The sequence below is a fragment of the Grimontia sedimenti genome, assembly GCF_011045095.1.
In the GTDB taxonomy this organism is placed as follows: Bacteria; Pseudomonadota; Gammaproteobacteria; order Enterobacterales; family Vibrionaceae; genus Enterovibrio; species Enterovibrio sedimenti.
On the sequence record NZ_JAALDL010000002.1, the window covers coordinates 390,667 to 410,160 of the forward strand.

Genomic DNA, 19,494 nt, shown 5'->3' on the forward strand with positions numbered 1-19,494 from the left:
TACTCAAACGGATGTTGAGAAAAATTCATGCTAGAAGTGAAACACTTACGTACGTTGGCGGTACTCAGAGACACGGGCTCATTGACCTCAACCGCCACACAATTGTGCTTGACTCAATCCGCGTTGAGTCATCAGTTGAAGGACTTAGAACAGCGTATCGGCGCGCCTCTGTTTCTTCGTAAAACCCGCCCTGTGCGCTTTACCGCTGAAGGTCAGGTACTTCTGAAACTGGCGGATAATGTGCTGCCAAGACTCGCTCAAGCAGAAACTGAGTTGGCCGCTTTGAAGGAAGACGCGCAAGGACGCCTGCACATGGCTATCGAGTGCCATTCCTGTTTCCAATGGCTGATGCCAGCACTAAAAGAGTACAAAATCAGCTGGCCCTTGGTCACACTGGATTTCTCTTCAGGGTTTGGCTTCGAACCATTACCAGCGCTGGCCGGTGGTGAACTGGATTTGGTGATCACTTCTGACATTGCGCCTCGCAGCGAAATTCATTACGAAGCGTTGTTTGATTTCGAGATGCGTTTAGTGCTGGCTGACAACCACCCATTGGCGAGTAAAAAGTCCATTGAGCCGGAAGACTTGGCTAACGAAACCTTGCTGACCTATCCGGTTCAGCGTCAGCGAATGGATGTGATTAAGCATTTCCTGCAACCCGCAGGTATCGAGCCCGCGCACTTCAAATCGGCTGACAACACCTTAATGCTTATCCAAATGGTGACCGCAGGCCTTGGTGTAGCAGCACTTCCTAATTGGGCAATCAGCGAATTTTCTCGACAAGGCTTGGTTGTAGACAGACCTTTAGGGAAGGGATTATGGCGACGCTTATTTGCGGCGGTCAGAAACCAGGAGGCACAGCGTCCGTACCTTCAAGCTTTCTTTTCCACCGCCCGTAACCAATGCCACACACACTTGGAAGGCATTAAGCGCGTGTAACTTGTGGGTCTGTTGACCTTAGGGGCTATTTTTGACGAAGCTGGTTCACCAGTGGATCGTAATAGCACCCCATGGCGTCGATTTTGGCCTGGAACTCTTGTAAATCCAGGTCGAATTGCGACGCCAAATCATCCAGTGAAGAACATTCAAGACGAAGCTTTTCATTCACGATGCCATACATGATGGCGCTATCGAGGTGATCAAGGTTATGTATTTCCATGATGGCAATCCTACACGCGGACACATACTTAAAGCATAGTTCGGCTGCCGTCCTGCCAGTGTGAATCAAACAACAAAAAAGGCACTTCACGTGCCTTTTTATTGCTGCTGAGACAGGGATTCCTGAAACGGCTAGATAACGCTCGACAAAGCCACACCGGATGCGCACCCGATCACCAGCAAGGTGACACAAAGCTGTGCCAGATGAGGGGTGGTCTGTCGAACTAAGTGGGAAGTCCACACAATGACACCGGCAATCGCCAGACCTAGGCTGATTACGACTGTCGACACCAGCGATTGAGCCGCTTCCGGCTCCAACATCATGCTTGCCACAGCCAGTGTCACGGCGGTCAACATCACTGCGACAACGCCAATCACGGGCAAAATACGGTGGAACGCCTGCAGACGAGAACGCGCTCTAACCAGCAAACAGTGTGCGGTGATTGCCCCTACCAGAAGTACCTGCGATATCATCAATAACGTGGTGATCACGCCCTGCTCAACACTGACCATCAAAAGTGCCAGCACGCCAAAGGCATTTGAAAGATGCAATAACGGCACGGGTCCCGTTTGACGTGTTTTGCCTGATTTAGAGCGCAGCGAGAAAATGCCGAGGGTAATAAAAGGCAGCGCTGAAAATGGCGAGAAAGGAACGGTTAGCGCCCAGCCAACAACCAAGAACCAGAAAGCTTTGTGTAAACGCCCACGCTGTCCCGGACAAATGTCCCCTTTCAGCAGGACTAAGGTTAAAACAGCTTGTGCTCCCAGCACACCCGCAAGCGTCACTGCGCTAAAAATTTCGTACATCTTTTCTTACCCAGATCAATTGAGCACCGATTATATACCGATTAAAAGCGATATACCCAAATGTTCTGAATGAAGCATCTTCAGATTTTTTCGGTCTAAAACCACACAAAAAGTGTGTAACAACGTTGAGACGCTCACAGTTATTAACGATTATTTTGCAATCAGTCGCACGGATATGTAACTGTTTTTATATCAAAGTTACAAGTGTGAACACGCTTCAAAAAAATGGCCTAGTGAAGAGTAAAAAAGCCTAGGTGTATTGATGACTTCAACTAACAGGATGACAAGTGCGGGATATGGAATTGTCCTTATCACAGTACAAAACCCAAGTGTTAGAGCTGCTGACTGACCGAACACATGCTGCAGCGTTCAACACAACGCGCGCCACTTACCTTCGCACCCGCATTATGGCGCTTTGCTATATTTGGGCGGCGCTCTGTCTGCTTTGGATCCCCATTGACGCGATACTTCTTGAAGACGCTGCTGGCTCCATAGCCATCCTGAGACTGAAGCTATCTGCCGTGTTGATATTTATTGGTTGGATGACCAGTCTGCGCAGCACATTAAGCGCCTGTAGAAATGGCATATTTGCGCTGGTGTTCAGCCTCAACATGTTTTACGTACTGGCAAACCATATTCTGGGCTACCCACATAGTATTGATGCTTTCAGTTACTGTTATAACCTACTGCCATTCGTGTACGTGGTGATCCTGACTATTCTTCCCTTAACGGTGAAAGAATCTGTCAGTGTCATGCTGATGACGGCGGTTTCACAAATATATGTCGATGTGCAAAGTGGCGCGTTACTCTCTTTCGAAACGCTGGGGCTATATTGGTTGCAAACCGTGGTTGGCTTCCTGGTAATTTGGGCACAGACCTCAAAGCTTCACATGATGCTAAGACTCTACCGTCACGCCACGCTCGACCCGCTAACAGGTGTCTACAACCGCCGCATGCTGTTGACGCTTGCCCGTCGGGATTTCGAAAACACCCGTACAAAATCACGCCCCTACTCCGTGCTTCTGATGGATTTAGACAGGTTCAAGCGCGTCAATGACAGATATGGGCATCACGCGGGTGACATGGTGCTTCAGGCATTCACCCAAGCCGTACAGGAAACCCAACGTAAGAGCGATATTTTTGGTCGGTTTGGCGGTGAAGAGTTCATTTTGTTCCTACCACGTTGCAGTGCAGACAACGCGCAGTTGGTGGCTGACCGTATCATGACAAGAGTTCGCGATATGGGTATCAAGGTCGACGGCTTTCCCGAACCTTTGAAAGTCACCACCTCAATCGGGATCAGCACCAGCCTGTGTAAAGATGATGACCTCTCCAAGATTCTCGAACAGGCAGACCTCGCGCTCTATCAAGCAAAGAATGCTGGCCGTGATCAGAGCAGCACGTTTGATCAGGTGAACGAAGCGGTCGAAGATGGCATGAAGCGCCCGTGGTTGGAATTGGTCAACTGACAGTGCTGTCCAACTTACATTAACAAGGTTCCTGAACAGGGACCTTTTTGTTTTTGGCACCAAGCAGTTGAATCAAAATAATGTTTGCGAACGCGAGTGACAAAGCACCAAGCGTCACAGCGTGCCAACCTCCGATTTCCCAACACCCAACAAGATAGAACCCGCCGAGACTACCACCCACGTAGTAATGAACCAGATACAATGCCGTTGCAGTCGCTTTTCCTTGCCGCGCTTGACGACTAACCCAACCATAAGCCAGTGAATGAGTGAAAAACGCACCGCCACTGACCACAAGTAAACCAATTACCACCGCAGCCTGATGCTCAATATTGGCAATCAGAACACCCGTTAATGTCACCAAGGTACCAAACGTCATGCCCGAAATGGGTGAATATCGGTTTGCCCAGCGGCCGCTCAATCTCGAAGTTAGGGTTCCCGCCAGATAACAGATAAAAATGGCGGAAGCGATACTAACCGGGAGGTTGAAAGGCGCGGCAAGCAGACGAAACGTGGTCACAGAGTAAATATTCACGAACACGGCAAAGTTGATGCCGCCGATAACCATCGCCATCCACAAAATCGGATTTCTGATGTGCCTACCTACCATTCTGAATTGTTTGAAAAAGGAATCGTTTGAAGGCACAAACTGACGCTGAGGAGGCAGCAGACAATACACCAATGCCATCCCCAAGACAGTGAATGTCGCCATGGCAGCCACTGCCCCTTGCCATCCATAGAAGTCAGCCAACATACCGCCGGAAAGGCGTCCAAAAATGCCACCTAAAGAGTTGGCACTGATATAGGCCCCCACTGCAACCACCAAAGCAGTCGGACTGAATTCATCCGCCATATAAGCAACAGCAACAGCCGCATAACCAGCCAGCGCAATACCCATTAACCCCCGAATAGCAACCAAGCCCCAAAAGGATTCAATCAGAAGCGATAACACGCCCACTAAAGGCATCAACACCAGACTGAACAGCATCACAGGTCGTCGACCGATTTTTTCTGATATCACCGCCCATGGAATCAAGCTGACAGACAAACCCAAAGTGGATGATGCCAGCAACCAATTCGCCTTAGTGGCTGTCACTTCAAACGCATTGGCAAAAACAGGCAACAAGGGTTGAAACAGATAGAGATTACAGAACACAAGAAAAGAGCCAAATGACAAGGCAAAGGCAGCTTTTCGATAGGCGGGTGTCTGTAATTCAATCATGATGTTATTCACTGTTTATCTCTGGATATACAGTGAATTTAGCAACGCCCTCATGATAAAAGAAGTATATTAAATATATAGAAGTAAGATCTTTTATTTATACCTACTCACCTCTTTCTATGCGGGATCGATAGGAATCGAAATGGATATTCGTCAGTTACGCTACTTCGTCTGCGTTGCAGAACAACAGAATTTCACACGTGCCGCAAGGCAACTCAATATTGCGCAACCCGCACTGAGTATCGCCATCAAAAAGCTGGAGCAGAGTATTGGCCTGCCTTTGTTTGACCGTAATGAGCGTCAGGTTCATTTAACCCACGAGGGTGAAATTCTATTACCCCATGCTCATCGGGTGCTTCAACAGGTTAAAGACGCCAACACTGCGATGGCAGAGCTGCGCGGTCTGCAAAAGGGAGAAGTTCGCGTCGGCGTTCCTGGCATGCTGGGTTCTTACTTCTTCCCTTCGATTCTGATGGGCTTCAAAAGCCGCTACCCAGACCTCAAGCTCAGCGTGGTGGAAGCCGGAACACAATCCATTCGTCAGATGTTATTAGATGGCGACTTAGATATTGGGGTGATACACAATCAAGATGTTCCGTCAGCCCTGGAAACCACTCATCTGATTTCCTCGCAAATGGTGGCGGTCACTTCAACTGACCATCCGTTGGCAGAGCGCGAGTCGATCAGCTTTCATGAATTCTTTAATGAAGAGTTGGTGATGTTCAAGAAAGGGTACTTTCACCGCGAATTTGTCGATCGAATTTGTGCCAGCCATAAAATCTCACTGCATCTGTCGTTCGAAACGAACCTGTTAGCCATGATCCTCAATATCGTCCGGCATGGATTTGCCATCACGGCACTGCTGGAAATGGTGACAGAACACGAACCGGGGTTGATACCCATTCCTTTTGAAGAACCAGTCACACTGGACATTGCGATGGCGTGGCGTAAACATGGCTACCTTTCCTTGGCCGACCGCGCCTTTATCGACTTTGTCCAGAATAACAAATAGGAAATCAAAGTGAGTCACTATGCCTTTGGCGACAGCAGCGCAAACCTCCATGTCTATGTTGAAAAAGCGCCGCCATCAGAAGAATTATGGGGAGAGGCTCCGGAAAGCGGCCACGTTAAAGCCCTTCAAGAAGGTGACATTAAATCCCTTGGCAATATAGGCGGTAATGGTTGGCGAAAAGTCTTCAATGTCTACGCCAAGTTGTTGTTCACTTTTCCAGAGAGTTCCCCATTTAAACCGAGCGGCTTCTCAAGCTGGCAAGATTTCAGAGACCAAGCGCTTTTGCAATATCAAAGCGGAACGTCACTTCTGTTCGGAGATTGGGATGTCGAGCGAAACGCGAGACAAGGCGGTATCCATATTGTTGCTGGGAGAACACATGCCCTGAAATTGGGTCTCTCTGAACAATGTGTCTGGCTGGATAATGAATTTGCCAAACATGCCACCTTGCCTATTTTTATTTGCCCATATTTTGACTATCGCCAACTATCAAACTTGAAAATTGAACGGCTTGTTGGGCTAATTGAAGGTTCACAGAGGTGATCTTTACTGACCGGTATTCCGTATTTGTTATTCGTAACTTATAGATATTAAATTGTTTTTTAAGTTTCCCAGTCTGTTAACATAATCAAACAACCTTACGACGCAAGACTCAGGTTGTTGAGTTATCCATGCACCGCACAACACCTCAGGGACAGAATAATCGATGAAAACAACGACCCCTCTTCTTACAGCCATTGCACTTTTGCCGTTTGTTGCTCATGCAGGTCTCGCTGAAAAAGGCGGATTGAGTGGTGAAATTTCCGTTATTGCCGGCGCGACATCAACAAATTCTAATCTTTCAACCAACGGCAATGCGGTTAAAAACGCACCTTTGAATTCCGAAGGTGAGCAAGAGACAAGCTCCATCGTGGGTGCGTTGGGTAGCGTTGCATTTACCTTTGGTCAGAGCTTGGATAAGCAAATCTTCGTCGGTACGTCCCGTGAAGATATCGCCATCGGTACCATTGCACTGGAGCTTGGCTACCAACAAGAGCTTGAATCTGGCACCCGGGTTTCCTTGTCATACCTTCCAACGGTACTCGCAGAAGATGTGTGGACAGACCCTTTCACACTGGGCGCTGCCAGAAGTGAAACGGAAAAATCCGGAGACGCTTACCGACTCCAGTTGAATCGCATTGGCGGCTCTATGCTCTCGCTCGATTTGGCCTACGCCCAAACTGAGGTCGATCTTGAACAAAGCGGCAGCACACTGGGGCTTTCGCCTGCCCAGCAACAAAGTCTGGATCGCAGCGGAGACACCTTCTACTCCAAAGTCAGTTATCGCCAATTTCTTGGCCGCGGATTAGGTATTTCACCTGCATTCGTTTACATGAAAAATGAATCTGACGGCGATGCCATGTCACACCAAACCTACGGTGGCGAACTCAGTTATTTCAGCTTTGCAGGCCGAAACAAAGTGGTACTGACCGGTAAATACCATTACCGCGATTACGATGCCGTGCATCCGGTGTTTGGCGAAGTGAGAAACGATCAAGAATTCAGCGCATTCCTGGCATACGAATATGCACATTTCTTCGAAGTTCATCCGCTCTCGTTTGTCACACTGGCGGGTTATAACAACACTGACTCAAACATCGACTTCTACAACGCCAGTGAGTTCTTTGGTTCAGTTGGCGTGACCTACCGCTTCTAAACTTCACTTCAAACACGCTCAAATTGACGCCGTCTTGCTATTGGCTAAGACGGCGTTTCTTTTCGTGTCAGAAAATCCTAGCAAATCCATCTTTAAAGCAAATGTTTGAATTAACTGAAATTCACCCCACCAATAGTCCGGTTATGTATTTGCATTCTGAAAATCATTTTGCGAAAAGACAACAAACTTAGGCATCCGCCCTTTATGTTAAAAGAAGAAGATTAACCTATTGATATCTTGATTATTTAGGTGCTAATTAAAAAAGTTGGCCTGTAGGTTGCTTTAGGAAAATAACAGTACGACGTAGAGTAACGAGAGGTCTAAAACAAAAACGAATGGATACTGTTAGCGTGCAAAAAGCAATTAAAAGAGTTTGTTGAGGAGCTTTGTATGATTTGCATGAACAAACACGGTGAGCTAATCCAGCTGCAATACCATAAAAAATGCCCAGTTAAAGGGTCGGTATACGTGAAATATTTGGATGGATTGAAAAAAGGGAATTTTTACATTGAGTTAGAACCTGATTCACTCGTGAAAGTGACGGTTCATTGAACATTGACGCTGTTTTCCTTTAATCGCCGCTGTATCGCGATTGCCTTAACAACAAACCGGGCCTTGAATATCTTCGCCTTTTCACTCTCAAGGCCCAACTCGTTAGTACAATTCGATATCATCAACATCTCGCCACAGACTATTTGTCCAACATTTCAAATACCAATGAATTTATTGTGTAAATAATTCATACACAAACGGCTCACTTTCAACTCACACCCGTTAAATAATCCGATATTCACTTCATTAATGACACATCACAATCAAAGCTAAGTCTATCCGCTGCCAATTAGTTGGTAAGCGGCTCCATGGAAAGGATTCATTGGTTTAATTGTTTTGGGGAAAACAACGTGGACAACATAAAAAGATTGAGAAGAGACGTGTTTTTATGGCCATTAAAGAGTCATTTATAAGCACCGTTCCTTACTTGGTTTTATCTTCCATCATTGTGCTTATTAACCAACTTCTGATCTTAACGGATTTCACCACCCCCTATCTGAACAGCATTGTGCTCACCAAAATCATCGGTTACATGAGCGACTTCTTTCCCGTCATACTAATGACTTCAATCGCGTTCCACTTTTCAAAACGTAATAACATCAACAATATATTTATCATCACCTTATCCTTCGCGATTTTCATCACCATTGAGTCCATGATAAATGCACACAAGGTTCAATGGTTACTTCATGATGCTGGCGTCTCCTTTTTTGTTCTTATCATACCCATCGTGTCCGTTGCGCTGTTCAACATCCTTCCTCAGTTTGAAAAAGACCTGAAGCTATCAAATGGTCAACTTAGCCACGTTTTCTTCCACCTGAAATCTTTTATCCTTATTTATTTTGTCTCGATTGTGGCCTATTTACTGATGGTTAAAGGGTTGGAAATCATTGCCAGCAATATCAGTTTCGGCTTTCTGGACTTAGATCTTTTTTCCATCATGACGCTCAGAACGCTTGCGTCACAGTTTCTTTGGTTTTTAGGGGTCCACGGCCCCAACACCCTCTCGATTATTGCGCCAAGTGGTAGCCTCTCTTCCCCCATCATCAACGATATTTCCTACAAAGCTTTTTATGACGTATTTGTCATATATGGCGGCTCAGGGTCAGGTTTATCATTAATTTTTGCAGCACTTATTTACTCAAAGAGCAAGCACATCAATAAGGTGTCAAAGATCTCTCTTCCTTTCGCGATCTTTAACGTCAATGAAACACTGGTCTACGGCCTGCCCATCGTCCTCAACAAGTACCTGCTTGCCCCGTTTATTCTTATCCCTGTTTTCAACATTGTTATCGCCTACTTTTATGTGGATTTTTTTAATATTTCCTTCGTCAACAATCAGGTTTCCTGGATAACCCCTATATTTATCAACGCCTTCATCGCTACCGATGGACATGGTGGAGCACTATTGTTGCAGCTCCTTCTCGTCGTTGCTGGCACCTTCATTTACGCACCATTTATCAAACGGTATTCACTGGCACAGTCTTCTTCCAATCATCTGGAAAACCTGAAAAACAATCTGGAGATGATTGAATTAATGGAGTCAAACGAAGGCATTAAGTCCAATGCCGCGGAATCGAAAATCATCAAGTCCAATCAAGAAGTCGACAAAATCATCAAGTTCATCAGCTCAAATAAGCTCGAAGTTCACTACCAACCCAAAGTAGACATTATTGAAGGACGTTGCAGTACCTACGAAGCCCTACTCAGAATCAGGAGGGACGACGGTACCATCTCAGGCCCATTTTTCCTTGAATCTCTCGAACTCGCAGGTTTAGCAAGCGTCATTGATCTGTGGGTATGCAAGGAAGTGAGAAAACACTTCCAGATTTGGCGTCTTGGAGGATTTACGCCAAAAGTCGCTGTCAACATTCACCCTGACACGCTCACCGATAACAAAACCATTGAGCTAATTATCAGAGAGTTGAAAGGACTGAGTGTCGAGTTTGAAATTATTGAGCGTGATTCTGTCAAAAGCCCCAGCTCTATCGCCAATATTATGCGGCTTCATGACAACGGATTTGGTATTTCACTTGACGATTTCGGCGTTGGCTACAGCTCATTTGAAACGCTGACCTTCCTGCCAATCAATACAATAAAAATCGATAAGTCTCTGATTGACAACATCGAATCAGAGAAGGGCTATCACATTTGTAAGAACATTTTCTCCCTATGCAATGACCTAGGTCTCCACTGCGTGGCTGAAGGGGTTGAGAAAGACATCCAATATTTAAAATTGAAAACGATGGGAGTGAGGTACATCCAAGGTTTTTATTTTGAGAGAGCGATTCCTTTTGATCATATTGATAGATTTAAACCTCGATTCAAAGATCACGAGTCCTATCAGAAAGTTGCGACATAAGCTCCCAGCAATCCCCAAAGGTATTCTTTAAGGACGTTGCTCAAGCAAATCCCTTTTAAATTTGCGGATTTATTCGATCTGGCTCTCACCTGCGCAAGCCGCTATAATTCACGCCTCGCGAGAAAGAGGTTAAAAAATGCGCAATTCTGTAACTCCGATTTTCGATTACCCGAAATACTGGGCTGAGTGTTTTGGTCCTGCTCCTTTTCTGCCTACCAGCAGAGAAGAAATGGACATGCTCGGCTGGGATAGCTGTGACATCATCATTGTTACCGGCGATGCCTATGTCGACCATCCTAGCTTTGGTATGGCGGTTATCGGTCGTACGCTTGAGGCACAAGGCTTCCGCGTAGGCATTATCTCGCAGCCAGAATGGCAGGATAAGAAAGCCTTTATGGCACTTGGCCAGCCAAACCTCTTCTTTGGTGTAACAGCCGGTAACATGGACTCCATGATTAACCGCTACACCGCTGACCGTAAACCTCGCCATGACGACGCCTACACAGCAGGTAATGCTGGCGGCAAACGTCCAGATCGTGCCGTACTGGTTTACTCGCAACGCTGTAAAGAAGCATACAAAGACACCCCTATCGTACTGGGCGGTATCGAAGCCAGCCTTCGTCGTCTTGCGCATTACGATTACTGGTCAGATAAAATTCGTCGTTCCGTCCTGTGCGACGCTAAAGCTGACATTTTATTGTTCGGTAACGCCGAGCGAGCGCTGGTTGATGTGGCGCACCGCCTTTCTCGTGGCGAAAATATCGCGGATATGACCCGTATTCCTGGCACCGCAGTGATGCTGAAAAAAGTGCCGGAAGATATGAAGGAAATCGACAGCTCACGTATCGACAAACCGGGCAAAGCCATGGTGATGCCAAACCCGTATGCAACGGAAACGGCCTGCGCGACTGACAAGAGCGAAGTAAAAGAAGAAGCGCCGAAGCCTGTGATGGTGCGTCCTTCCCGCCACGATGCGGAAAATAGCTTCGTTCGTCTGCCTTCTTACGAAAAACTTCTGAATGACCGTATTCTGTATGCGCACGCAAGCCGCGTGATGCATTTGGAAACCAACCCTTATTCCGCACGTGCGCTGGTGCAAAAGCACGGCGAGCGTGAACTTTGGGTCAACACGCCGCCTATTCCTCTGACAACAGAAGAAATGGACTATGTATTCGGTCTGCCGTTTGCGCGTGTTCCTCACCCTAGCTATGGCGATGCGAAAATCCCTGCGTATGAGATGATCAAAACCTCGGTTAACATCATGCGTGGTTGTTTTGGTGGTTGTTCTTTCTGTTCGATTACCGAGCACGAAGGCCGCATCATCCAGAACCGTTCAAAGGATTCCATCCTTAACGAGATCAAAGAAATCAAAGAAAAGGTACCGGGCTTTACTGGCGTGATTTCAGACTTGGGTGGCCCAACCGCGAACATGTACCGTCTGGGTTGTTCAGACCCACGCGCAGAGAAGAACTGTCGTCGTCCTTCCTGTGTGTTCCCTAAAATCTGTGAAAAGCTGGACACTGACCACAAACACACTATCGACCTCTACCGCGAAGCACGTGAGCTTGAAGGCGTGAAGAAAGTGGTTATCGCATCCGGTGTTCGTTATGACCTGGCGATTGAATCACCAGAGTACGTGAAAGAGTTGGTCACTCACCACGTGGGTGGTTATCTGAAAATTGCGCCTGAGCACACAGAGAAAGGCACACTGGATCTGATGATGAAGCCGGGAATGGGCACCTATGATCGCTTTAAAGAGCTGTTCGAGAAATACTCGAAAGAAGCGGGTAAGAAACAGTACCTGATCCCTTACTTCATCGCAGCGCACCCTGGCTGTACTGACGAAGACATGATGAATCTGGCACTGTGGCTGAAAGAAAACGATTTCCGTTGTGACCAGGTACAGAACTTCTACCCATCACCGATGTGTAATGCAACGGCGATGTACCATGCGGAAACCAACCCGCTGAAACGCGTGAAGTATAAGAAGCGTGAAGATTTGTTCGTCGCTAAAGGTGAACGCCAGCGTCGTCTGCATAAAGCCTTCCTGCGCTACCACGATCCAGCAAACTGGCCTCTACTGCGTGAAGCGTTGATCTCTATGGGCAAACGCCACCTGATTGGTGACCGTCCGGGCTGTCTGGTGCCTCGCGAAGGTACAGAAGCGGAAATGACACCAGCACAACGTCGTGGTTCAAGTCGTCATGGCGCTAAACGCTTTGCAACGAAACACCCGAACCAGCCAGATATTCGTAAGCCTAACCAGCGTAGCGGCAAACCAGCGGGCAAGAAACCAACCAATGGCAAAGCAACGCCACAAGGTGGTAAGCCAAAAGCACATTCAAATACTGGCGGTAAACCAGCGCAAGGTGGAAAGAAACGCCCTGCTGGAAACAGAAGCCGTCAGGCGGTGAGATAAATTCCTAACAAAAAAGCGAACCATCCGGTTCGCTTTTTTATTCGGTTTATACCCAAGCGACCTGAAGATGCTTGGGCATAACGTTTAACGCATTAATTCTGAAATCACCAGCAACACCACAGCCAATGCGACTGTAGAAACAGCGCCAATCAAAAACTTCTTCTGGGACTTTTCATCGAGGAACTTGGCAACCAAAACGCCAATAATGATCAGGCCAACAATAAATCCAATTTTAATCATTCTGATACCTCTGAATGAGATAGTTCAGATCGTCTCTTACAACCATCCATTTGATTTTTAAAGCTAACACATATCGATTCCCAGCGTAACAACTACCCAATTGTAAATTACCCCCCCTTAAAGCCGCTGAATTGTGACACTCGAACCAGCATACAGGTCATAGGTACGTTTGATGGCACGTTGGGGTATCAAATTATGAATAACACTCTAAATAAAGCATAGAGTGCTACTTTTAAGCATGTACCCAGATCTAAATAACTCAGATGGCAAGGTAGTCATGAGTACGGTTTTCTCACGTGCCGTCCTAAATACAACTAGGGAGATCGTGAAATGTTGAAGAAATTGACAGCAGAATTTATTGGCACCTTTTGGTTGGTGCTTGGGGGTTGCGGTAGTGCTGTATTCGCAGCCGCTTTTCCCGAACTTGGTATCGGCTTCTTGGGCGTCGCGCTGGCCTTCGGTTTAACCGTTGTGACCATGGCTTACGCCATTGGCCATATTTCCGGTTGTCACCTCAACCCAGCCGTATCCTTTGGCCTATGGGCCGGCGGACGCTTTCCTACCGCTGAGCTGATTCCCTATATGCTGGTTCAGGTCGCAGGCGGTATTGTCGGCGCGTATGTTGTTTACATTATTGCCAGCGGCGCACCGGGTTTTGATTTAGCGGGTGGCTTGGCATCAAATGGCTACGGTGACCATTCACCAGGCGGCTATGACATGCTCTCCGGCTTTATCACCGAAGTGCTGATGACCTTTATGTTCCTGATTGTCATCATGGGTGCGACCCACAAACTGGCAAGTCCAGGCATGGCAGGATTAGCGATTGGTCTTGCCCTGACTTTGATCCACCTCATCAGTATTCCAATCACCAACACATCAGTGAACCCAGCACGAAGCACGGGTCCTGCGCTGCTTGTTGGTGACTGGGCAATGGCACAACTTTGGATGTTCTGGGTGGCCCCATTGATTGGTGCTTTCATCGCCGGTGTGGTTTACCGCTGGCTGAGTCCGAACGAAGATTAAATACTCCATGAAAAAGCCCCGACAATTCGGGGCTTTTATACCTAAACAACCTGAAAATGCTGGATTCGGCTGTTTAGGTATACTAAATCTCTACGTGTTCGGCGGGACAACTCAGCATCCACCTTATCCCGTACTTGTCCGTCACCATACCAAAGCGCACTTTCCAAAACGTGTAATCCAACGGCATCACAATTTGCCCCATTTCAGAAAGCGCCATAAAGACTTCGTTTTGTCTTTTCTCATCCTCAAAACTGACATGGAACGCCACATCGCCAGAGCCTTGCGCCAACGAATCGTCTAACCCATCGGACGCATAGAAGCTCACTTCCGGCGATTCGAATTCCGCATGCATGACTCTACTGAGTAAATGATTGGGAAACTCCACCGGAGATTCGTCAAATGTCGCGATTGTCTTAATTTCCCCGTTAAGTGCCTGACTGTAAAAGCCAAGAGCCTCTCTACATACACCATGGAACGTCACATGTGGCTTAATCTTGCTCATGTCTGACTCCTTTCCATCTATCTATGAATCAGACTATCAGGTGCCACTTTACGCCCCGCCTAATAATTAAGACGTTTTAGGATTTATACCAATCACAGTAAGTAGATGATCAAAGATAGCGCAGGAAAAACGCTCGAGAACAAGGCGGAAAATTTCGATAAGCAGTTATTCTACAATCAAATTTTTCAACGCAGTTATCTGGCATTTTAACAAGCTAGGATGAGTAGATATTTACTACGATTGGTATTCTACCCAAACAAGAGCAAAAAGGGGGAGCCCAATGGCTCCCCCTTCAATACAGCAATAAGCGGATTAAACCAACTTCACCAGCACTTGTACCGGGTGCTTGAGCTTTTTACTTTCAAAACGCTTCACCTGACTGCGGCACGAGTAACCTGTTGCCATACAGCGTGATGGTGGCAAAGATTCCAAGCGAGGTTTCCAACTCAAACCGAAAATACCTTTTGAGCTTTCCAGCTTGTCAGATTCGTGCCCGTAAGTCCCTGCCATGCCACAGCAACCGACTGCAACAGCCTCGAGCTTGCCGCCAAAGTGATGGAAGATTTTGCCCCACTCAGCTTCTGCATTTGGCATCTTGGTTTTTTCAGTACAATGCGCAAACAGATACCAGGCGTCTTTGTCGGCATTTTCTTTTGCGGAACCTCAGCAATTGCATTGAGCAACCACTCATGCGCGGTCTGCACTTGAAAATCGCCCCGGCTTTCGCCCAGAATCTCGTTGTACTCATCGCGATAGCAAAGCACCAGCGCAGGGTCGACACCCACCATTGGCACGTCCAACGCTGCCAGCTGATTCAGGAAGTCAGCGGTGTTGCGAGCTGTTTTGGCAAATTTCTTGAGGAAGCCTTTAATGTGCTGCGCTTTACCGTTTGGCTTAAACGGCACCAGCATCGGCTTTTTACCCAGCTTCTCAACCAAGGTCACCAGGTCCTTAACCACACCCGCTTCATAGAAGCTGGTGAACGGGTCTTGGACAATCAGCACATAGCGGGAACGTTCTTCGTCGCTCAACGCTTTCAGCCACTCCAAGTCGAACTTGGTGGCATGGTGGCCATCCAGCGACTCCATCAGTGTAGGTACTGACAGCGCAGGCGTATCCACATAACCAATCGCTTTTTCAGTGACAGACTGCGCCCATTTTGGCTGGGTGAACGCATTCACAATCACCGGCGCTTTTGCCATCCAAGGCAGCATAGTTTCGATATTTGCCACCAGATAGTCCTTCGCAGGACGCTGATAACGGCTGTAGTAGAGATTGATAAAGCGAGAACGGAAGCTCGGCACATCAACCTTGATAGGACACTGAGTCGCACAGGCTTTACATGCCAAACAACCATTCATCGCTTCCATCACTTCGTGAGAGAAGTCGTAGTCATCTTTGTTTGAAAGCCAGGTGTTCTTGAACCGTGCGAAGATTTGGCGAACCGATGGTGTTTTCTCCATCAGCTCTTTTTCCATGGTAATTGGGTCAACACCCTGCTCTGCCAACAAACGCAGCCACTCACGCACGATGCCCGCACGGCCTTTAGGCGAATGACGGCGGTCATAGCTGATCTTCATCGACGGGCACATTGGTGAGCTGGTATCGTAGTTGAAGCAAAGGCCATTACCGTTACATTCCATCGCCTGCTTAAAGCTATCACGCACGGTAATTGGGATTTGGCGGTCCAAGGTTCCGCGCTTCTCATCATCCACTTTCACCAACGAATCGCTGCTATCGATTGGCGTACAAATCTTCCCTGGGTTCATGCGGTTATGAGGATCAAACGCCGCTTTGACTTTACGCAGCTCGTTGAAAAGCTCCTCACCAAAGAATTCAGGACCGTATTCAGAGCGGAAGCCTTTACCGTGCTCACCCCACATCAGGCCGCCGTATTTCGCCACCAGCGCGACCACCTGATCGGAAATCGTCTTCATCAGACGTTCCTGCTCTGGGTCGCAGAGGTCAAGGGCAGGACGAACATGCAATACACCCGCATCAACGTGACCAAACATGCCATAGTTGAGGTTATGACTGTCCAATAACGTTCGGAATTCGGCAATAAAGTCCGCGAGGTTTTCCGGCGGTACACAAGTGTCTTCCGTAAAGGCAACTGGCTTCGCAGCACCTTTGGCAGCGCCAAGTAGTCCAACGGCCTTCTTGCGCATATTGTAGATTTTGTTGATAGAGGCCAGGTCGTTACAGACTTGATAGCCAATCACGCCTTTGTCACCGGCTTCGACCAATACATCCAAACGCTCACACAGTGAAGCGATTTGTGCGTCGATTTCCTGTGCATCATTACCGGCAAACTCAACGATATTGATGCCCTGCATATCTTTGCCAGGAACGTCCGTCAGCAGGTCTTTCACCGTGTTCCACACGATATCTTCACGCGCCAAATTCAATACACGGGAATCCACCGTTTCAACGGACAAGGCATTCGCTTCCACCATCACAGGCGCACTGCGAAGTGCAGAGTCGAAACTGTCGTACTTCACGTTAACCAGCGTACGGGCTTTAGGAATTGGCGTGATATTCAGTTTGGCTTCGGTGATAAATGCCAGAGAGCCTTCCGCGCCACAAAGCACACGCGCCATGTTGAAAGTGTCAGTCTCAGGCTGGTACGCATTTTTCAGGTCGTAGCCTGTCAGGAATCGGTTCAGTGGCGGGAATTTTGCGTCGATTTCCGCACGTTTGCTTTGGCAGATTTCCGCCACGCGGCGCAGTGCTTCACCTGCGTAATCATCACGGGTGTTACCCGTCACATCCGCCATCGACTGGGGTTCGGTATCCAATACTGAACCGTCTGCCAGCACCGCTTTCAGTGCCAAAACATGGTCTGAAGTTTTACCGTAGCGTAATGAACCCTGGCCTGATGCATCTGTGTTGACCATGCCACCCACTGTTGCGCGGTTACTGGTCGAAAGATCAGGCGAGAAGAAAAAGCCGTGCGGACGCAGTGCATCATTCAGTGCATCTTTGACCACACCAGCCTGTACGCGCACCCAACCCTCTTCCGGGTTAATCTCAAGGATATTGCGCATGTGGCGCGACATATCGACAACGATATGTTGGGTCAGGGACTGGCCATTGGTGCCGGTACCACCGCCACGGGCAGAGAATTTAATCTCAGCGAATTCGGCATCTTTGCAGACTTCGCCTAACAGCGTTAAGTCTTGCGTTGAGGTAGGAAAAACCACCGCCTGTGGAAGAAGCTGGTAAACCGAGTTATCGGTCGCGACAGCAAGGCGGCTGGCATAGAAGGTCTCCGTCTCACCCTGGAAACCTCTCTCTTTTAAAGTATCAAGAAAACGCCCGACGATGGGATCGAGCGTATGCTGGTGTGTAAGTGCTGGTAACATCTTGCTCCCTGAAGCCATTTGTACGATCTATTTCCATACGATCGTTGGCAATCTTATAAACTAACGACTGCCATAACTTTACCTCAGGTGTGAGATCCATCAAAGAGGTAATCCTAAGAGAAATCCCTTTAAAAACACGCCGCGCAATCGTTTACGTGTCACCGAACAAATTGATGAAAAATACGTGGTGTCACCACCAGCAACCATACTGAGATGCCCCAGGCCGCTGCGCAGTTCACGGCAACAATAATGGTGCTCACGGCATAACGGGACGAAATCACGTAGTCTGCGTATAGGATCGCCAAAACACCTGCCAATGCAATCATGAAAAAAGTCAGCTTAGCGGGGCGTCGAACGGCGGAAATATAAAGAGGAAATGCCTTCAGCCAGAGAATCGCACAGTAAGTTCCCAAGCAAAACGCAGAAAGATACACAATATGCGGTTTGTGAATGGTGATGCCAATCAGTGCGGTTGCCACAAAGCTCATCAACCAATAACGCGCGGAGCTCAAAGCACGGTTACGGTTGGCAAAACGCCACTCTCTCAATCGTTTGAAACCGACAGCAAACCCAAGGCCGATCAGTAGCCCCAAGACCATGTCTGATGGATAGTGCTCGCCAAGCAACATGACTTTGCCACTGATCGCCGACACACATATCACAGCACAGGCAAAGAGGCGCTTTCGCCCTGCGGGGCAAACCTCTTTGTCCCAGTTAAGCAGTAACCAGCTAAAGAAAAACGTGGTGAGCGCGACCATACAGCTCGGCAAGGTATAACCCAAGGTATCCTGCTCACCAAACACAGGATCGATGAAGTAAGGTCTGGGTAGCTCAATCACGGTGGTCAGTATCAGCACAAATACAGAAAGCGACAGCAATCCCGCGCCGTAAAGCAGTGCTGCACGGTGACCATGGTAAGCGCGGATAAAAATAAGCGTGCCGATAAACAGCATGGGTGTAAACAGACTTCCCAGCACGATCGTCCCTTTCACCAAAACCTGCACAAAAGCACTCTCGGCTTTCCATTCATGCAAGGATTGAAGCGCTGATAACTGTGCACGATAAAAGGGTGTGAGCACCACAGAATCTCCCTCCGAGAGAACAAACTCACTCGGCGGCACCTCCGGCACCCAATGCCTAAACATCCATTTATGCTCCGGGAAGCGGTAGTTATCGCGCACGGCTTTATTGTCCGGCATCATCAAAACACGGGTCACTTCCTTACCGAAATGCGGTGCCGACCACGCCATCAGCACCTTTCTTCCCATCGAATCGATAAAATACGGTGTGGGTGAAGCCAACTGACAGGCGAAAATGGCAGAATTATAAGTGCGGGCGATTTGCTGACCGACTTTCACCTCTAGACCGGTTTCCTCGTAAGCTTCGCGCTTGGCGGTTTGTTCCGGCGTTTCTTCTCCAATGATTGATCCGCCAGGAATGGAATAGCGCCCGCTGATCGCTTCATCAATCATCAAGATGTTTTTGTCTTTGTCGACGATAAGGCAATCTGCCGCCTCGATTGGCAACGTACTATTGATTGCGTTTTCTTGGCTTGCCATCACTCCCGACGATATAAAAAGAAGTGATACCAGAAGAAGTATCCTTGAAATGAGGCGTGTTATGCTCACTAACTGTCTGTCCCTATTGAATGCTATTGAACGATTGAATGC

14 protein-coding genes and 1 pseudogene are annotated in these 19,494 nt (G+C 47.9%); 8 read left to right on the forward strand and 7 right to left on the reverse strand.

Annotated features, from left to right (window positions below; genetic code table 11):
- Positions 1 to 27 precede the first annotated feature (27 nt).
- Positions 28 to 939, forward strand: a complete 912-nt coding sequence (gene metR / locus G5S52_RS04580; protein WP_165011978.1) for an HTH-type transcriptional regulator MetR — start codon at positions 28 to 30, stop codon at positions 937 to 939.
- Positions 940 to 964: 25 nt separating this feature from the next.
- On the opposite strand, the gene G5S52_RS04585 is transcribed toward metR, so the two are convergent.
- Both G5S52_RS04585 and G5S52_RS04590 read right to left on the reverse strand, forming a co-directional pair.
- A complete protein-coding gene (locus tag G5S52_RS04585; RefSeq protein WP_002535009.1) occupies positions 965 to 1,159 on the reverse strand; it encodes a DUF4250 domain-containing protein in 195 nt (64 codons plus the stop codon).
- Positions 1,160 to 1,290: 131 nt separating this feature from the next.
- The gene (locus G5S52_RS04590) at positions 1,291 to 1,965 is read right to left on the reverse strand and encodes an HI_1241 family integral membrane domain (RefSeq protein WP_165011979.1); all 675 of its coding nucleotides are present in this window, start codon (positions 1,963 to 1,965) and stop codon (positions 1,291 to 1,293) included.
- A 296-nt stretch (positions 1,966 to 2,261) separates the two neighbouring features.
- On the opposite strand from G5S52_RS04590, the gene G5S52_RS04595 reads away from it, so the two are divergent.
- A complete protein-coding gene (locus G5S52_RS04595) occupies positions 2,262 to 3,434 on the forward strand; it encodes a GGDEF domain-containing protein (RefSeq protein WP_165011980.1) in 1,173 nt (390 codons plus the stop codon).
- A gap of 19 nt (positions 3,435 to 3,453) precedes the next feature.
- Here the strand turns inward: G5S52_RS04595 and G5S52_RS04600 are convergent, their stop codons facing one another.
- The gene (locus tag G5S52_RS04600) at positions 3,454 to 4,653 is read right to left on the reverse strand and encodes an MFS transporter (RefSeq protein WP_165011981.1); all 1,200 of its coding nucleotides are present in this window, start codon (positions 4,651 to 4,653) and stop codon (positions 3,454 to 3,456) included.
- 142 nt (positions 4,654 to 4,795) lie between these two features.
- On the opposite strand from G5S52_RS04600, the gene G5S52_RS04605 reads away from it, so the two are divergent.
- The 5 genes from G5S52_RS04605 (at position 4,796) to G5S52_RS04625 (ending at position 12,694) form a co-directional block, all read left to right on the forward strand.
- Positions 4,796 to 5,665 (forward strand): LysR family transcriptional regulator, encoded by an 870-nt coding sequence (locus G5S52_RS04605; protein WP_165011982.1) that lies wholly within the window; start codon positions 4,796 to 4,798, stop codon positions 5,663 to 5,665.
- A gap of 9 nt (positions 5,666 to 5,674) precedes the next feature.
- Positions 5,675 to 6,208, forward strand: a complete 534-nt coding sequence (locus G5S52_RS04610) for a DUF6942 family protein (protein ID WP_165011983.1) — start codon at positions 5,675 to 5,677, stop codon at positions 6,206 to 6,208.
- Positions 6,209 to 6,371: 163 nt separating this feature from the next.
- Positions 6,372 to 7,361, forward strand: a complete 990-nt coding sequence (locus tag G5S52_RS04615) for a DUF2860 domain-containing protein (RefSeq protein ID WP_165011984.1) — start codon at positions 6,372 to 6,374, stop codon at positions 7,359 to 7,361.
- Positions 7,362 to 8,301: 940 nt separating this feature from the next.
- Positions 8,302 to 10,275: an EAL domain-containing protein gene (locus G5S52_RS04620; protein WP_165011985.1), complete on the forward strand. Its 1,974-nt coding sequence runs from the start codon at positions 8,302 to 8,304 to the stop codon at positions 10,273 to 10,275.
- A gap of 136 nt (positions 10,276 to 10,411) precedes the next feature.
- Positions 10,412 to 12,694: a YgiQ family radical SAM protein gene (locus G5S52_RS04625; protein ID WP_165011986.1), complete on the forward strand. Its 2,283-nt coding sequence runs from the start codon at positions 10,412 to 10,414 to the stop codon at positions 12,692 to 12,694.
- 84 nt (positions 12,695 to 12,778) lie between these two features.
- Here G5S52_RS04625 and G5S52_RS04630 read toward each other — a convergent pair whose 3' ends face one another.
- Positions 12,779 to 12,934, reverse strand: a complete 156-nt coding sequence (locus G5S52_RS04630) for a hypothetical protein (RefSeq protein WP_002534997.1) — start codon at positions 12,932 to 12,934, stop codon at positions 12,779 to 12,781.
- Between the two features lie 333 nt (positions 12,935 to 13,267).
- Here G5S52_RS04630 and aqpZ point away from each other — a divergent pair, with 333 nt between their 5' ends.
- Complete coding sequence (gene aqpZ / locus G5S52_RS04635) at positions 13,268 to 13,957, forward strand: aquaporin Z (RefSeq protein ID WP_369700103.1); 690 nt, start codon at positions 13,268 to 13,270, stop codon at positions 13,955 to 13,957.
- Positions 13,958 to 14,039: 82 nt separating this feature from the next.
- Here aqpZ and G5S52_RS04640 read toward each other — a convergent pair whose 3' ends face one another.
- The 3 genes and pseudogenes from G5S52_RS04640 to G5S52_RS04650 form a co-directional block, all read right to left on the reverse strand.
- A complete protein-coding gene (locus tag G5S52_RS04640; RefSeq protein WP_165011987.1) occupies positions 14,040 to 14,459 on the reverse strand; it encodes a VOC family protein in 420 nt (139 codons plus the stop codon).
- A gap of 312 nt (positions 14,460 to 14,771) precedes the next feature.
- Positions 14,772 to 17,824, reverse strand: a pseudogene (ydiJ, locus tag G5S52_RS04645) (D-2-hydroxyglutarate dehydrogenase YdiJ).
- Positions 17,825 to 17,982: 158 nt separating this feature from the next.
- Positions 17,983 to 19,383 carry a bifunctional NUDIX hydrolase/phosphatase PAP2 family protein gene (locus G5S52_RS04650; RefSeq protein ID WP_165011988.1) on the reverse strand — a complete coding sequence of 467 codons (1,401 nt, stop codon included), beginning with the start codon at positions 19,381 to 19,383 and terminating at the stop codon, positions 17,983 to 17,985.
- Between the last annotated feature and the right edge of the window lie 111 nt (positions 19,384 to 19,494).

Coding starts and splice junctions, on each gene's coding strand:
- G5S52_RS04615 (WP_165011984.1), top strand. CDS start 6,372: ATGAAAACAACGACCCCTCTTCTTACAGCCATTGCACTTTTGCCGTTT.
- G5S52_RS04590 (WP_165011979.1), bottom strand. CDS start 1,965: ATGTACGAAATTTTTAGCGCAGTGACGCTTGCGGGTGTGCTGGGAGCA.
- G5S52_RS04595 (WP_165011980.1), top strand. CDS start 2,262: ATGGAATTGTCCTTATCACAGTACAAAACCCAAGTGTTAGAGCTGCTG.
- metR (WP_165011978.1), top strand. CDS start 28: ATGCTAGAAGTGAAACACTTACGTACGTTGGCGGTACTCAGAGACACG.
- G5S52_RS04650 (WP_165011988.1), bottom strand. CDS start 19,383: ATGGCAAGCCAAGAAAACGCAATCAATAGTACGTTGCCAATCGAGGCG.
- G5S52_RS04640 (WP_165011987.1), bottom strand. CDS start 14,459: ATGAGCAAGATTAAGCCACATGTGACGTTCCATGGTGTATGTAGAGAG.
- G5S52_RS04600 (WP_165011981.1), bottom strand. CDS start 4,653: ATGATTGAATTACAGACACCCGCCTATCGAAAAGCTGCCTTTGCCTTG.
- G5S52_RS04630 (WP_002534997.1), bottom strand. CDS start 12,934: ATGATTAAAATTGGATTTATTGTTGGCCTGATCATTATTGGCGTTTTG.
- G5S52_RS04585 (WP_002535009.1), bottom strand. CDS start 1,159: ATGGAAATACATAACCTTGATCACCTCGATAGCGCCATCATGTATGGC.
- G5S52_RS04625 (WP_165011986.1), top strand. CDS start 10,412: ATGCGCAATTCTGTAACTCCGATTTTCGATTACCCGAAATACTGGGCT.
- G5S52_RS04620 (WP_165011985.1), top strand. CDS start 8,302: ATGGCCATTAAAGAGTCATTTATAAGCACCGTTCCTTACTTGGTTTTA.
- G5S52_RS04605 (WP_165011982.1), top strand. CDS start 4,796: ATGGATATTCGTCAGTTACGCTACTTCGTCTGCGTTGCAGAACAACAG.